Here is a 15,358-nt window from a genome sequence, read left to right as displayed (position 1 = left end):
ACTTATATTATATTTTTAACTTTATATTTAATTAAATACAAGGAATATAATAACAAAAAAAATTTAAAAGATAATATTGACTTTTATATTTATATATTATATTATATGAATATAAGGATATAAAGAAGGTGTAAATATTGGATATTGATAAAAAAATACTAGAGGAAAAAGCAGATGTTTTAAAGGCTATATCCCATCCTGTAAGACTTTGCATTGTGAGAAGACTCTTAAAAGAAGGAGAAAAAAATGTAACAGAGATGCAAAATTGTCTTGAGGCACCTCAATCTACAGTTTCTCAACATCTATCTAGATTGAAAGCTGCAGGGATAATTGAAGGAAGAAGAGAAGGAATAGAAATATATTATAAACTTATAAATAAAGATGTAGAAAAAATTTTAAAATCAATTTTTTAAGGTTTAAATCGTCATTTAATTAACGATAATTTAATTGAAAACGTATTCCAATGCTAGGCTGGATACATTATTAAATTTTTAAACAATATATTGTATTATTGCAATATATGGATTTTACAATATTTCAAGGGGGAATTTTAAATGTCAAAGAAAGTTTTAGTGGTTGGAGGAGTAGCTGGTGGAGCTACAACTGTTGCAAGACTTAGAAGATTAGATGAGAATTTAGAAATAATTTTATTTGAAAGAGGCGAATATATATCCTTTGCTAATTGTGGTTTACCTTATTATATAGGAGGAACTATAGAAGAAAGAGATGCTTTATTAGTTCAAACTCCAGAGTCAATGGAAAAAAGGTTTAATATTGATGTAAGAATAAAAAATGAAGTGACAAAAATACTTAAAGATGAAAAGAAAATAGAAGTTAAAGATTTATCTACAGGAAAAATATATGAAGAGTCATATGATTATTTAGTATTGTCTCCTGGTTCAACACCGCTTAGACCACCAATACCAGGTATTGATTCTCCAAATATATTTAGTTTATGGAATATACCAGATACAGATGCTATATATGGATTTATAAAAGAAAACTGTCCTAAAAAAGCAGTTGTAGTTGGTGGAGGATTTATTGGTCTTGAAATGGCTGAAAATTTACATGAATTAGGTATTGAAGTATCAATAGTTGAAATGCTTGATCAAGTAATGGCACCTTTAGATTTTGAAATGGCTGAAATAATCCATGAACATATTAAATCTAAAGGTGGAAATCTTTACTTAGGTGATGGTGTACAAACCTTTGATTACAAAGATGGTAAAACTACTATTACTTTACAAAGTGGAAAAACTATAGAAACAGATTTAGTTATTCTTTCTATAGGTATACGTCCTAATGGAGAATTAGCAAAAGATGCAGGTCTTGAAGTGAATCAAAGAGGTGGAATAGTAGTTGATAAAAACTTAAGAACTTCTGATAAAAACATTTTTGCTATTGGAGATGCTATCGAGGTTATAGATTTTGTAAATAAAACTAAAACTATGGTACCGCTAGCTGGGCCAGCCAATAAACAAGGAAGAATTGTGGCTAATAATATAGTTGGAAGAAAAGAAGAATACAAAGGAACTCAGGGAACTAGTGTTGCTAAAGTATTTGATATGACTGTTGCTAGTACTGGAAACAATGAAAAGACATTAAACAAGCTAGGTAAAGAATATGGAAAAGATTATCTTATATCTTTCATACATGCTAAATCTCATGCTGGCTACTATCCAGAAGCATTACCTATAACTATTAAATTAATCTTTGATTTAGAAGGAAAAATTTTAGGAGCTCAATCAGTAGGCTATGATGGGGTGGATAAGAGGATAGATGTAATAGCTACAGCTATTAGATTTGGAGGAACTATCTATGATTTGAAAGAACTAGAACTTGCTTATGCACCACCATATTCTTCAGCAAAAGATCCAGTAAACATGGCAGGATATGTAGCTGAAAATATCTTAAATAAAGATGTAGACACTATCTTTTGGAATGAATTAGACGATTTAGATAGAGAAAATTCTATCATTTTAGATGTGACTGATCCAGAAGAAAGAGAAATGGGTTATGTAGAAGGTTCTATAAATATACCATTGAACGATTTAAGGGATAGGCTTGATGAATTAGACAAAGATAAGTTAATAGTACCTTATTGTGGAATAGGCATTAGAGGATATATAGCTTCTAGAATATTAGTACAAAATGGATTTAAAGCTAAAAATTTTGCTGGTGGATTTATGACCTATGGTAATCTATTTTGTAAAGATGAAAATGATTGTGGAGGGAGAATTCAATCTGAAAATATAGAATATACAGATCATGGAGAAATAAAAGTTATTGGAAACGAAGATGATAGTAGAAAAACTCTTAAAATCAATATAAGTGAATTGACTTGTCCAACTCCATCTAAAGAAATTAATGAAGCTATAGAAAAAATAGATGATGGAGATATACTAGAAATATTATCAAGTGATCCTAACTTTAGCGAAAGAATGAAAACTTGGTGTAGTAATACAAGAAATACTTTTGTAAAAGGTGAACGAGTCGATAAAGGCTTTTTAGTTACTGTGAAAAAAGGTTTAAATAAATAATCTTAAAAATCAGAGGAGTTAGATCCTCTGATTTTTTATTTTTAAATCAATATTTTAAGTTGTTGTTTATAATAAATAATTTTATTTTCTTTAAAATACAATAATTAATTAAAAATAACAAAAAATAGGAGGAAAAAGGTATTTAAAGTAGAATATTAAATAATTAGCCAATATAATTTAAAGGAGTGCTAAGTATGTTAATTGAATCTTTGGTTTTATCAATAATTGTAGGAAAGATTAGAGGAGGAAAAATAAAAAGTATAGGTAATCTAAAAATAAAAGGTTGGTATTTATTTGTTATAGGTTTTTTATTAGAGTATTCTAGTATATATATTGAAAAACTAACTTATGGAAGATTATCTGTTTTAATAAGGGAATATTTTTATTATATTCACATTATAGTCTATATTTTGCTTATAATTGGACTTATATTAAATTTAAAAAATAAAGGTATTCTATTTGTTTTCATAGGTTCTTTATTTAATTTTATTGCTATTATACTTAATGGTGGGAAAATGCCAGTTTCCCTAGAAGGCCTTAAATATTCATCATTACTAAAACAAATGGACATGCTTAAAAATGGAAAGATATTAACACATAAAATATCTACAGAAGCTATAAGGGTTTATTTTTTAACAGATATTATACCTATACCAAATCCTTATCCTTTACCTAAAGTTATTAGTGTTGGAGATATTTTTGTTGCATTAGGAGTATTTTTTATAATACAAAAAGAAATGTTATCAAGGAAAAGAAAAGATAATATACTAGATTTTACTTATGGAACATGTAAATTGTAGAAAAATGTCTCTGGATAAAAATTTCCTTATCTAGAGACATTTTTTTATTTTTAGGTATTTTGTTTATAAAATATATATGGATAAATTATAGAGAGTATAAAATAATAGATAATAGATACTAAAAAGATGCATATATAAAGAATTGCCACATTAATCTGTAACCAAATAGTACCTTTAATATATAGTAAATATGCATATTCTATGATATTATACTATTAAAGATAATGAATATGTATACTAATTGCCAGATTACCAAATCATATATTTGGGGTGTTATTAAAATGAATGATATATTGAAAGATAGATGGATTGAAATTTTAAAGATACTATTAAGTAACACCTATCCTATAACTATAAGTGATATGGAGAAAGATTTAAAGGTTTCTAATAGGACTATTAGAAACGATTTAGATAAAATAGATGAAATTATTCAAAGAGAAGGATATGGAAGAATTATAAGAAGGCCTAGAGTAGGAGTATGGATAGACCTAAATGAAGGTAAAGAAAAGGAATTTAGAGATAGTTTAAGGATAACGAGTTCTTATATTCAACCTTTTTTACCAGAAGAAAGACAAAATTATATTTTGAAGAAACTTTTAAAAGTGCAACAACCAATTACAATGGAAGAGATTTCAAGAGAGTTATATGTAAGTAGAATAACTGTATTTAAAGATTTAGATGAGGTTGAAAAAAAAGTAAAAGATTATAAATTAGCTATTCTTAGAAAACAAAACTATGGAGTTGAGTTAGTAGGAAAAGAAAAGGATTTTAGAAGATTAGCAGGAGATTTTTTCCAAGGTTTAAATATTGATGATTTGCATAATGAATGTGGAAGCCATATGAAAATGTTTTCTAAAGAGAATCTGTATATTGTATCTGAAATTGTAAAAGAGGCTGAGAAAAAGATGGAAATCAAATTGTCTGATGAATCTATTTCCAATTTAATTTTTCACTCAGCAATTTCAATAGAAAGAATAAAACAAAGTAAAGTTATTAAGCTTACAGAGGATGATTTTTCTGACATTAAATCACAAAAGGAATATTATATTGCAAAGTTATTAGCATCTAAATTGGAAGAAAACTTTAAAGTTTTAATACCTGAAGATGAAATTTCTTATATAGCAATTCATATATTAGGATCTAAATTACAACAGTCTTATAGTTTAGACAGTAGTTTGAAAATATTGGATAGTATGGATAAAGAGATAGTTAATTTGTCCAAGGAGATAATAGAACTAATAGGAAATATATTATCTATAGATTTAACCAAAGACAAAAAAGCGCTAGTAGGATTGGCATTGCATTTAAAACCAACTATCAATAGATTAAAGTACGGTCTTACTATAAAAAATCCACTTATTGATGAAATAAAAGAAAATTATCCTAGTATTTTTGGAGCAAGCTGGGCAAGTAGCGTTTTATTTGAGAAATATTATGGATTTAAAGTAAATGAAGATGAAATAGGATATATTGCAATTCATATTGGAGCTGCAATGGAGAGACAAAAGTCTAACACTAAAGCTGTAGTAGTATGTAGTAGTGGTGTTGGTACATCACAGTTAGTATCTATAAGACTAGAAAAAGCTTTACCAAGTCTTGAAATTGTGGATATAGTTTCAAAACATGAAATTGAAAATATAGAAACAAAAACTTTTGATATAGTTATTTCTACAATACCTCTTGATTATTATTTAAAGCCAGTGGTTCAAATAAGCCCTTTTTTAGAAGAAAAAGATATATTAGAGATAAAAAAATGGGTTATAAATATTGAAAATACAAAGAAGTTAGATATAGGGCTAATGGAAGATAATTCTCAAGTTTTATTTAAACCAGATTTAATATTTTTAAATTTGAAACTAGAAACAAAAGAATCTGTAATAGAATTTTTAAGCTATCAAATGATGAAACAAAATTATGTAGAAGCAGGCTTTGTGACAGAAGTATTTGAAAGAGAAAAACTTACTTCTACAGCTATAGGGAATGGTGTAGCTATTCCCCATGCTAATCAACGTTATGTAAAAAGACCAGTTATAGCTTTTGCTACATTGGGAAAACCAATTGATTGGTCAGGGAACAATGTAGATATTGTCTTTTTATTAGGGCTAAATTTCGACTCTAGAGATGTAGTTAAAAAAACTTTCTCTGATTTTTATAGATTATTAGATAATAAAGAAATATTAAATAAGATTAGGAAAAATAATAATAGTGAAGAAATATATAGATTATTGACGAAAGGAAGAAAATAGTATGAATATTCTGGCTGTTACTTCTTGTCCACTAGGTATTGTTTGTACAAATTTAGCTAAGGAAGCATTAGAACAGGCGGCAAAACAAGCTAATGTAAATATAAAGGTAGAGACTCAGGGAATATTTATAGAAAATGAGATAACTAGTTCTGATATCAAAAAAGCTAAAGCAGTTATATTAACTAATGATGGACCTATTGATGGGAAGGAAAGATTTGAAGGCTTGCCAGTTATTTATGTAAGTTGTAAAGATATAATACAGAATTCTTTAAACATAATAAAAAATATAAAATAAAAACATATGTTTAGGAGGAATGAAAATGTACAGTGAAAGTGTTACTTTAAAAAATGAAACAGGTTTACATGCTAGACCAGCTAGTTTATTTGTAAAAGAAGCATCAAAATATAGTTCAGAAATAAAAGTGATTAAGGATGGAAAAGAATATAATGCTAAGAGTATAATGGGAATACTTAGTATGGGTGCTGGTATGGGAGATTCAATAAAAATTGAAGCAATTGGAGAAGATTCAGAAGAAGCAGTGAAGGGTTTAGTTGAATTGGTGAATAATAAGTTTGGAGAATAGGAGGCTGTTAATATGAAAGGCATAGGAGTTTCTCCAGGGATATCTATTGGTAAAGTTTTTTTAAAGAAAGAAGTTAATATAGACATTAAAAAGAAGGATATAGACAATGCTGAAATTGAATTGGATAGATTAGATAAAAATATTGGTAAAAGTATAAAAGAGATAGAATCTCTATATGAACATACTTTAAAGGAATTTGGACAAAAAGAAGCAGAAATTTTTAATGCTCATAGATTAATGTTAGAGGATCCAGAATTTATAGGAAGAATTAAGAATAATATTAAAGAAGAAAAAATTAATGCAGAATGGGCAGTAAAAAAAGCAACAGATGAGTATGTCAAAATTTTAGAAAGCCTTGACAATGAATATTTAAAAGAAAGAGCAGCCGATGTAAAAGATATATCAATTAGACTTTTAAAAAATCTACTAGGTATAAAAGATGTAGAACTATCAAGTTTAGAAGACGAATATATTATAGTATCTGACGATTTAACCCCATCAGATACAGCTCAAATGAGAAAAGATAAGGTTTTAGGATTTATAACTGAATTTGGTGGAAGAACATCTCATACTTCTATTATGGCAAGAACATTAGAATTGCCTGCAATTGTTGGAGTAAAGGATATAACTAAAAAAGTAGGAAATGAAGATATTATAATCATGGATGGAAATGAGGGATTAGTAATTCTTAATCCTTCAGAAGAAGAAATTAATAAATATAAAGAAAAGAAAAATTCTTATGAAAAATTTAAAGAAGAGTTAAATAATTTAAAAGGTGAAAAAAGTATATCTAAAGACGGGGTAAAAGTTGAAATAGCAGCTAATATAGGCACTCCAAAAGATATAGATAAGGTTTTAGAGCATGATGGTGAAGGTGTTGGTTTATATAGAAGTGAATTCTTATATATGGATAGAGATAAATTACCAACAGAAGAAGAACAATTTGAAGCATATAAGGTTGTAGCAGAGAAATTAGATGGAAAACCTCTAGTTATCAGAACTTTAGATGTAGGAGGAGACAAAGATTTACCTTATCTAAATCTTCCAGAAGAGATGAATCCATTTTTAGGATATAGAGCCATTAGACTTTGTTTAGATAGAACAGATATATTTAAAACTCAATTAAGATCTATTTTGAGATCAAGTGCATATGGAAATGTAAAAATAATGTTTCCTATGATTTCTAATATAGATGAATTAAGAAAAGCAAAAGATATTTTAGAAGAAGTGAAATCTGAGTTAAGATCTGAAAATGTTAAATTTAATGAAGACATAGAAGTTGGAATAATGGTAGAAATACCTTCAACAGCGATTCAATCAGATATTTTTGCTAAAGAAGTAGACTTCTTTAGCATTGGTACTAATGATTTAATTCAATATACCCTTGCAGTAGACAGAGGAAATCAAGATATTTCTTATTTATATAGTCAATATCATCCAGCTGTATTAAGACTTATTAAGATGACTATAGAGAATGGTCATAAGGAAGGCATATGGGTAGGAATGTGTGGTGAAGCTGCAGGAGATGAAAAATTAATTCCAATTCTTTTAGGAATGGGATTAGACGAATTTAGTATGAGTGCTTCTTCGATGCTAATGGCAAGATGGATTATAAAAAATATTTCTAAAACCGAAATGGAAGAGAAGGTTGAAAAAATTTTAACCTTGGGCTCCCCCCAAGAAGTTGAAAAATATATAGATAAAGAAATAACCTCTAAGATTTAAATCTTAGAGGTTATTTCTTATTTAATACCTATTTAATACCTATTATAAAGGCTATAAAATCAGAAACATAGGCAATAATAATATTAATGTATAGAATAAATTAAAATAATTTGGGGGTGCTATTTTGTCAACTAGATTATTTATAATTGCAATAACACCAGCATTAGTTATAACAGTAGGTCTTTATTTAAGTGATAGATACGATAGAGAACCACTAAAATTGTTATTAATTACTTATATTCTTGGAGCATTGTCTGTAATACCTACTATATTTGTAGAAGAATTATTAAGTGTATTTAACGTTTTTCCTGGTATACTTGGAGCTTTTTATACAGCTTTTATAGTAGCAGGATTTACAGAGGAATATTTTAAAAGATTGGTTGTTTTAAAAGTTGCTTATAAATCAAAGTATTTTAATGAGAAATTAGATGGTATAGTTTATGCTGTATTTGCCTCTATGGGATTTGCTACAATAGAAAATGTTATATATGTAGTATATAGATACAGCAATAACCCTTATATTGGCCTTTATAGAGGTATACTATCTGTTCCAGCTCATGGAGTATTCGCAGTTACAATGGGATATTATTTATCTTTAGCTAAATTTAGTACTATAGAGGAAAGAAAAAGAAGAGCTTATAGACGTTCACTATATATGCCAATAATATTTCATGGAATATTTGACTTTATACTAATGGCCAATATACCACAGTTAACAATTATATTTGTTCCATATGTAATATATTTATGGTGGTTAAATGAGAGGAAATTAAGTAAATACTTATATGATTCTAGATCAAGATTTATAGGAACTAGGGAGAAAAGAAAGTAAAAAATCATTGAAAAAATTATTATATAGAAGTAATATATAGTTATCCCATATAAAAAAGGAGAGAGAACATGGAAAAGAAGACCCTCAGAATCATATTTTTTACAACTTTAATTTGTACTTCCATTTTATTAACATCTTGTGTTAAATTAAAAGCCAAGCCTAAAGACTCTGAAGATGTTAATGAATCTACTAAATCTAAGTTAGTAGAAACTAAACCAAATGCTACTGCTACTATATTGGCAGCAGGAGATGTAATGTTTCATTCACCTCAGATTAGAGGAGCTTATGATGAAACAACAGGTACTTATGATTTCAAAGAAAATTTTAAATATATAAAAAAATATGTAGATTCTGCAGACTTGGCTTTAGCAAATTTTGAAACTACTACTGCAGGTGAAGAAAGAGGGTTTCAAGGATATCCAAATTTCAACTCTCCAGAAGAGTCTATAGAAGCATTAAAAGATTCAGGATTTGATATACTGTCTACAGCAAATAACCATACTTTAGATCAAGGAAAAGATGGGCTTTTAAAAACTATAGATACAATAAAAAAATATGACCTTAAAAATGTTGGCACATATAAGGAACCAGAGCAGCATATACTTATTGAAAAAGTAAATGATATAGATATTGGAATACTATCCTATACCTATGGATGTAATGGTATGGAACATACTTTGACAGATGAAGAATTAAAGTATATGGTAAATATAATAGATGAAGATAAAATAAAAAATGATATATATAAAATAAAAGAAAAAGGAGCAGATCTAGTTATTATGTTTATTCATTGGGGAAATGAATATGAAATGGAACCTAATGAAGAACAAATAGAATTAGGGAAAAAAATGACAGAGTGGGGAGTAGATATAGTATTTGGGAGTCATCCTCATGTGATTCAAAAGTCTGAAATAATACAATCTAATGGAGAAGATAAGTTTATAATTTATTCCCTGGGAAATTTCCTGTCGAATCAGAGAAGAGAAAGTATAAATAATAAATATACAGAAGATGGAGTTATGGTAAATATAGAAGTAGAAAAAGATTTTTCTAATAACAAAACTATTATAAAGAATGTGGAATATATTCCTACCTGGGTAAATAAGTATATTGAAAGTGGGAAGCCTAAATATGAAATACTTCCAGTTGAAGATTTTATAGATACAGAAGTATTTAATCAAGAAACCTTACTTAAAATGAAAGAATCTTATAAAAATACTATGAATAAAATGGGCCAGCAGCAATAATTTCTGGCTTATTTTTATTAACAAAAAGTAATTTATTTGTTAACTTTTGTTATTAATAAGTCTTTTTATTGATATAGATTTAAATTTACAATAATTTATTATATAATAGAATTATAGAATATTATGTGAATATAGTATATAAGGGTGTGTGAAACCTTGCAATATTTAAAAGAACTTTTTCTAAATGTAAGAATTAGGGATATTATAGACATACTTATAGTAGCCTTTGCTTTTTATAAATTATTTATGCTTATAAGGGAAACACGAGCAGAGCAACTTACTAAAGGAATTATAGTTTTATTTGTCGCTACTAAGATAAGTGAGTGGTTAGAGTTATTTACTGTGTATTGGATATTGGAAAAAACTATGACTGTTGGAGTTTTAGCTATTCTTATTGTTTTTCAACCTGAATTAAGAAGAGGATTAGAATACATTGGTAGAAGCAGATTTTTTACTAAATCTTTTGCAGAAATAAAAGATGAGAGCTTAAATGAAGTAGTGGATGAAATAGTGGACGCAGTAGCTTCGCTGTCGAGACAAAAAATTGGAGCATTGATAGTTATGGAGAGAGAAACTGGCCTAAGTGAAGTTGTAGAAACTGGAACTAGAATAGATGGTAAAATTTCAAGTGGTCTACTTATAAATGTTTTTATACCTAATACTCCTCTTCATGATGGTGCAGTAGTAATAAAAGAGGATATTGTCAAAGCAGCAGGTTGTTTTTTACCTTTAACAGATAACACATCTTTAAGTAAAGAATTAGGTACCAGACATAGAGCAGCGCTAGGTATATCAGAAAAGTCAGATTGTTTAGCTATTGTAGTTTCAGAAGAAACAGGCGCAATATCAATAGCGGAAAATGGAAGTCTAGCAAGGTATTTGGATACAAAAACATTGAAACAAATACTTATTGATATGTATAAACCCAAAATTCAACGACAAAGTTTTTTTGTAAAGTGGAGGCGTAAAGATGAGCAAGGAGAAGAAAAGTAATCTCACTATAAAAATCTTTTCTCTAGTAATTGCTATTATATTATGGAGCTATGTAATGAGCGAAGTTAATCCTAAAATAACTAAGGAATTTAGAAATATTGATGTTGTATTTTCTAATATGGAAGATTTAGAACGTTCAGGCATTGAACTCATGTCTCCAAAAGAGGTAAAAATAAATGTAAAGGTTGAAGGTAGGAGAAGTGAAGTTTTAAAACTTAGAGATACTGATATAATAGCAAAAGTAGATTTAAGTGGATATTCTGAGGGTACTAAGAAAGTACCTATATATATAGATGTACCAAGTAAAGTTGATATTGTTGATTATACCCCAAAAGAGATTTCTTTTAGATTCGAGAGGATTGTATCTAAAGAAAAGCCAGTTGTGTTAAAAACTATAGGTAAACTTGAACCAGGGTATAGTTTAGGAGATGGAGAAATAAAACCTCAATCTGTAATATTAAAAGGACCTAAAAGTTGGGTAAATTCAGTCAGGGAAGTTGTGGCTGTAGTGGATATAACAGGTAAAACTAAGGATATAAATGCTACAGTACCTATTAAGCTTTTAGATGATGATGGAAATGATGTAGGAAGGGTGGAGAAAGAGCCTAATGTTGTGGATGTCTTTATTCCTATGTATAGGAGCAGGAAAATTCCTATTGATATTCAATTAGATGGAAGTATTCCAACTGAATATGAAAATCCTACATTGACTGTTTCGCCTAAGGCTGTGGATGTAAAGGGTAATGATGCTATTTTAAACAGTTTATCATCTATAAAAACAAAACCGATTAGTGTATATAAACTTGTAGGAAGTGGGTCCGTAGAGACTGAATTATTGTTACCTGAAGGTATAGAATTAGTTGATCCAAATCAAAAGATAGTTGTAAGTTTAAAATCGAATAGTATTGAAAATGGAAAAGATGTTGAAGATTCTGATGTAGAAAATGGAAATGTTAGTGAAAACATAAATAAAAAATTTGACTATAGTTTTTCTGAAATAAATGTTAGAAATTTAGGAGATGAACTAGTCATTGATACAAGTAATTCTACTAATAGTATAACAGTTGTTCTAAATGGTCCCAAAGATCATTTAAATTCAACAGGAAAAGAAGTTTTATCGCCAGAAATTGATTTAAAGGGATTAGATGAGGGAGTTCATGAAGTAAAATTAATCATAAAAGATATTAGAGAAATAAAAGTATCAGATATTATTCCTGCTAAAGTAAAAGTTTCATTAAAAAGGGAAGAAAAGGAGTGAAGGCATGACTAGAAAGTATGTATTAGTCATTAACCCAGGCTCTACATCTACCAAGGTAGCAATATATGAAGCTGAGAAAGAGATTAAATCCAATAAAATTACGCACCAACTGAAAGACCTAGAAAAATATGAAAGAGTATATGAGCAATATGATTATAGGTTGAAATTAATTTATGACTGGTTAGCTAAGGAAGAAATCTCCACTTCTTCTTTAGTTGCAGTAGTTGGTAGAGGAGGGCTTCTAAGGTCTATACCAGGAGGCACTTATATTGTAACAGAAAAAATGATAGAGGATTTAAAAATTGGTATTCAAGGTGAACATGCTTCAAATCTAGGTGGCATATTAGCAAAAGGTATTGCAGACAAAGAAGGAATCAAATCTTATATAGTGGATCCAGTAGCTGTAGATGAATTTGAGGATATAGCTAGGATTTCAGGTCTTAAAGAAATAAAAAGAAGGTCACTAATCCATGCATTAAATATTAAAGCAGTTTCCTATCGAAGAGCAAAAGAATTAAATAAAGATTTAAGTGAATTAAATTTAATAGTTGCCCATTTAGGAGGGGGTATATCTATAGCTCCTGTTAAAAAAGGAAAAATGATAGATGTTAATAATGCTAGTGAAATGGGACCTTTTTCTCCTGATAGGACAGGAAGCCTTCCAGTTGGGGATATAGTGAAACTTTGCTATTCAGGAAAATATACTCATGAAGAAATGAAAATAAAATTAAAAGGAAAAGGTGGATTGTCAGGTTATTTGGGGACTATGGATGCTAGAGAAATAGAGGCAATGATAGCCCAAGGCAATAAAAAAGCAGACCTTATTTATAGCGCTATGGCATATCAAATAGGCAAAGAAATTGGATCTGTAGCAACAGTTTTGGAGGGAAATGTGGACAATATAATTTTAACAGGTGGACTAGCTTATTCAAAGTATTTAACAGATTTTATAATTGGAATGGTAGAATTTATTGCAGATGTAGTAATATATCCTGGAGAAGATGAAATGGATGCCTTAAATAAAGGGGTACTTAGAGTGCTTAATAAGGAGGAAAAAGAAAAAATATATGAAAATGAGGTGGATTTATAATGGTTAAGAATTTCCAGGAGTTATTAGATTTGGCTAAGGAGAGGGAACCAAAAAAAATTGCTGTAGCAGTTGCTGAAGATAGAGAGGTACTTACTTCTGTAAAAGCAGCTAAAGATCTAGGTGTTGCAGATTCTATTCTTGTTGGAGATAAAAATAAAATTGAAAAGATAGCAAAAGATATAAAAATGGATCTTTCTCAATTTGAAATTATAGATGAAAAGGATACAGTTGAAGCTTGTAGAAAAGCTGTAAGTTTAGTTAGTTCAAAAAAAGCCCATGTTTTGATGAAAGGTTTAATAGATACTGCAGTTATAATGAAGCAAGTACTAGATAAGGAAATAGGCCTTAGAACAGGAAATTTAATAAGCCATTTAGCTGTGTTTAGTGTCTCTACATATGAAAAGTTGATTATTGTTACAGATGCAGCTATGAATATCCATCCGGATTTAAATCAGAAGAGACAAATAATTGAAAACGCAGTGTCTTTTGCTCATAGTCTAGAAATGGAAAAACCAAAAGTAGCTGTAATCTGTGCAAGGGAAAAGGTTACCCCAAATATGGAAGCTACAATTCATGCAAGAGAATTAGAAGATATGAATAAAAGAGGTGATATTACAGGTTGTATTATTGAGGGGCCATTAGCCTTAGATAATGCTATATCTAAAGAAGCAGCAAAACATAAAGGTATAGATGGACCTGTTGCAGGAGATGCCGATGTATTAATTGTGCCTAATATAGAAACAGGTAATGTGCTTTATAAATCTTTAACTTTCTTTGCAAAAGCTGAAAGTGCAGGGTTAATAGTTGGAACATCAGCTCCAATAGTATTAACTTCTAGAGCTGATACAGCAGAAGCTAAGCTACGTTCTATTGTATTAGGCGTACTTATGGCATCTAAGTCAGGTCATACTTATGGCCTCTAAAAAACAGACAAAAATTAGAGAGGAGACTTAAAATGGAAGAGAAGTATAGGATATTAGTAATAAATCCAGGTAGTACATCTACAAAGATTGCTGTATTTGATGATGAAAAAGCTATATTTGAGGAAACACTTAGACATTCTACAGAAGAATTATCTAAATATGATAAAGTGTATGATCAATATAAATTTAGAAAAGATATAATACTTGAGATTTTGAATAAAAATAATATAGAATTAGAATCTCTAAATGCAATAGTAGGTAGAGGAGGATTGTTAAATCCTATAGAAGGTGGTACTTATAAAGTTAATGAGAAAATGTTAAAAGATTTAAAAATTGGTGTTCAAGGAGAACATGCTTCGAATTTAGGTGGAATAATAGCTAATGAAATAGCTAAAATGATAGACAAACCTGCTTATATAGTAGATCCAGTAGTTGTAGACGAGATGGAGGATATAGCTAGAATATCAGGTATGCCTGAAATAGAGAGAAGAAGTATTGTACATGCATTAAATCAAAAGGCTGTTGCAAGAAGACATTCTAAGTCTAAAAACAAAAATTATGAAGACATAAATTTAATAGTTGCACATTTAGGTGGAGGTATATCTGTAGGAGCTCATAGAAAAGGAAAGATTATAGATGTAAATAATGCTCTTGATGGAGAAGGACCTTTTTCACCAGAAAGGTCTGGGGGACTTCCAGTTGGGGATCTAGTGAAACTTTGTTATTCAGGTAAATATTCAGAAGATGAAATGAAAAAGAAAATAAAAGGAAATGGTGGACTAGTATCTTATTTAAATACTAATGATGCAAGAGAAGTTGGAGAAATGATAAAAGAAGGTAATAAAGAGGCAGAACTTGTTTACAATGCTATGGCTTATCAAATAGCTAAAGAAATAGGTAGCTGTGCTGCTGTACTTAAAGGTGAAGTAGATGGCATAATACTTACAGGTGGAATAGCTTATGATAAAGAGTTTACTAAATGGATAGAAGAAATGGTTAAATTTATATCTAATGTATATATTTATCCTGGAGAAGATGAGTTAATGGCTTTAGCAGAAGGTGGTTTAAGGGTTTTAAGAGGAGAAGAGAAAGCAAAAGAATACTAAATAGGATAAGGTGG

14 protein-coding genes are annotated in these 15,358 nt (G+C 29.1%); all 14 read left to right on the top strand.

The window, feature by feature from the left end; genetic code table 11:
• Positions 1–137 precede the first annotated feature (137 nt).
• The 14 genes from FYJ27_RS00950 to buk (FYJ27_RS00885) all read left to right on the top strand — a co-directional run bounded on the left by FYJ27_RS00950 (position 138) and on the right by buk (FYJ27_RS00885) (position 15,344).
• Complete coding sequence (locus FYJ27_RS00950; protein WP_154481719.1) at positions 138–413, top strand: ArsR/SmtB family transcription factor; 276 nt, start codon at positions 138–140, stop codon at positions 411–413.
• A gap of 141 nt (positions 414–554) precedes the next feature.
• On the top strand, positions 555–2,540 hold the full coding sequence (locus tag FYJ27_RS00945) for an FAD-dependent oxidoreductase (protein WP_154481716.1): 1,986 nt from the start codon (positions 555–557) through the stop codon (positions 2,538–2,540).
• Between the two features lie 194 nt (positions 2,541–2,734).
• Positions 2,735–3,340 carry a DUF5317 domain-containing protein gene (locus FYJ27_RS00940; protein WP_154481713.1) on the top strand — a complete coding sequence of 202 codons (606 nt, stop codon included), beginning with the start codon at positions 2,735–2,737 and terminating at the stop codon, positions 3,338–3,340.
• Between the two features lie 281 nt (positions 3,341–3,621).
• Entirely contained in the window at positions 3,622–5,586 is a 1,965-nt protein-coding gene (locus FYJ27_RS00935; RefSeq protein ID WP_154481710.1) for a BglG family transcription antiterminator, read from the top strand.
• 1 nt (position 5,587) lies between these two features.
• Positions 5,588–5,881 (top strand): PTS fructose transporter subunit IIB, encoded by a 294-nt coding sequence (locus FYJ27_RS00930; protein WP_154481707.1) that lies wholly within the window; start codon positions 5,588–5,590, stop codon positions 5,879–5,881.
• Positions 5,882–5,906: 25 nt separating this feature from the next.
• Positions 5,907–6,170: an HPr family phosphocarrier protein gene (locus FYJ27_RS00925; RefSeq protein WP_154481704.1), complete on the top strand. Its 264-nt coding sequence runs from the start codon at positions 5,907–5,909 to the stop codon at positions 6,168–6,170.
• A 12-nt stretch (positions 6,171–6,182) separates the two neighbouring features.
• Positions 6,183–7,895 carry a phosphoenolpyruvate--protein phosphotransferase gene (gene ptsP / locus FYJ27_RS00920; protein ID WP_154481701.1) on the top strand — a complete coding sequence of 571 codons (1,713 nt, stop codon included), beginning with the start codon at positions 6,183–6,185 and terminating at the stop codon, positions 7,893–7,895.
• 124 nt (positions 7,896–8,019) lie between these two features.
• Positions 8,020–8,727, top strand: coding sequence for a PrsW family intramembrane metalloprotease (locus FYJ27_RS00915; RefSeq protein ID WP_154481698.1), 708 nt, complete (start codon positions 8,020–8,022; stop codon positions 8,725–8,727).
• A gap of 68 nt (positions 8,728–8,795) precedes the next feature.
• Positions 8,796–9,974 (top strand): CapA family protein, encoded by a 1,179-nt coding sequence (locus tag FYJ27_RS00910; protein WP_154481695.1) that lies wholly within the window; start codon positions 8,796–8,798, stop codon positions 9,972–9,974.
• Positions 9,975–10,130: 156 nt separating this feature from the next.
• Positions 10,131–10,967: a diadenylate cyclase CdaA gene (gene cdaA / locus FYJ27_RS00905; RefSeq protein WP_154481692.1), complete on the top strand. Its 837-nt coding sequence runs from the start codon at positions 10,131–10,133 to the stop codon at positions 10,965–10,967.
• Positions 10,945–12,225 (top strand): CdaR family protein, encoded by a 1,281-nt coding sequence (locus tag FYJ27_RS00900; protein ID WP_154481689.1) that lies wholly within the window; start codon positions 10,945–10,947, stop codon positions 12,223–12,225. Before cdaA ends, FYJ27_RS00900 begins: the two co-directional genes overlap by 23 nt.
• A gap of 4 nt (positions 12,226–12,229) precedes the next feature.
• The gene (gene buk, locus FYJ27_RS00895; RefSeq protein ID WP_154481686.1) at positions 12,230–13,315 is read left to right on the top strand and encodes a butyrate kinase; all 1,086 of its coding nucleotides are present in this window, start codon (positions 12,230–12,232) and stop codon (positions 13,313–13,315) included.
• Positions 13,315–14,238 carry a phosphate butyryltransferase gene (gene ptb / locus FYJ27_RS00890; protein WP_154481683.1) on the top strand — a complete coding sequence of 308 codons (924 nt, stop codon included), beginning with the start codon at positions 13,315–13,317 and terminating at the stop codon, positions 14,236–14,238. Before buk (FYJ27_RS00895) ends, ptb begins: the two co-directional genes overlap by 1 nt.
• A 32-nt stretch (positions 14,239–14,270) precedes the next feature.
• Positions 14,271–15,344, top strand: a complete 1,074-nt coding sequence (buk, locus tag FYJ27_RS00885; protein ID WP_154481680.1) for a butyrate kinase — start codon at positions 14,271–14,273, stop codon at positions 15,342–15,344.
• Positions 15,345–15,358: the final 14 nt, after the last annotated feature.

It is taken from the genome of Anaerosalibacter bizertensis, assembly GCF_009696605.1.
Taxonomy (GTDB): Bacteria; Bacillota; Clostridia; order Tissierellales; family Sporanaerobacteraceae; genus Anaerosalibacter; species Anaerosalibacter bizertensis.
The sequence above is the reverse complement of the archived record's forward strand: the minus strand, read 5'-3'. Positions and strand labels throughout refer to the sequence as shown.

Coding starts and splice junctions, on each gene's coding strand:
- FYJ27_RS00910 (WP_154481695.1), top strand. CDS start 8,796: ATGGAAAAGAAGACCCTCAGAATCATATTTTTTACAACTTTAATTTGT.
- FYJ27_RS00930 (WP_154481707.1), top strand. CDS start 5,588: ATGAATATTCTGGCTGTTACTTCTTGTCCACTAGGTATTGTTTGTACA.
- buk (WP_154481686.1), top strand. CDS start 12,230: ATGACTAGAAAGTATGTATTAGTCATTAACCCAGGCTCTACATCTACC.
- FYJ27_RS00900 (WP_154481689.1), top strand. CDS start 10,945: ATGAGCAAGGAGAAGAAAAGTAATCTCACTATAAAAATCTTTTCTCTA.
- FYJ27_RS00940 (WP_154481713.1), top strand. CDS start 2,735: ATGTTAATTGAATCTTTGGTTTTATCAATAATTGTAGGAAAGATTAGA.
- ptb (WP_154481683.1), top strand. CDS start 13,315: ATGGTTAAGAATTTCCAGGAGTTATTAGATTTGGCTAAGGAGAGGGAA.
- ptsP (WP_154481701.1), top strand. CDS start 6,183: ATGAAAGGCATAGGAGTTTCTCCAGGGATATCTATTGGTAAAGTTTTT.
- FYJ27_RS00935 (WP_154481710.1), top strand. CDS start 3,622: ATGAATGATATATTGAAAGATAGATGGATTGAAATTTTAAAGATACTA.
- FYJ27_RS00945 (WP_154481716.1), top strand. CDS start 555: ATGTCAAAGAAAGTTTTAGTGGTTGGAGGAGTAGCTGGTGGAGCTACA.
- buk (WP_154481680.1), top strand. CDS start 14,271: ATGGAAGAGAAGTATAGGATATTAGTAATAAATCCAGGTAGTACATCT.
- FYJ27_RS00925 (WP_154481704.1), top strand. CDS start 5,907: ATGTACAGTGAAAGTGTTACTTTAAAAAATGAAACAGGTTTACATGCT.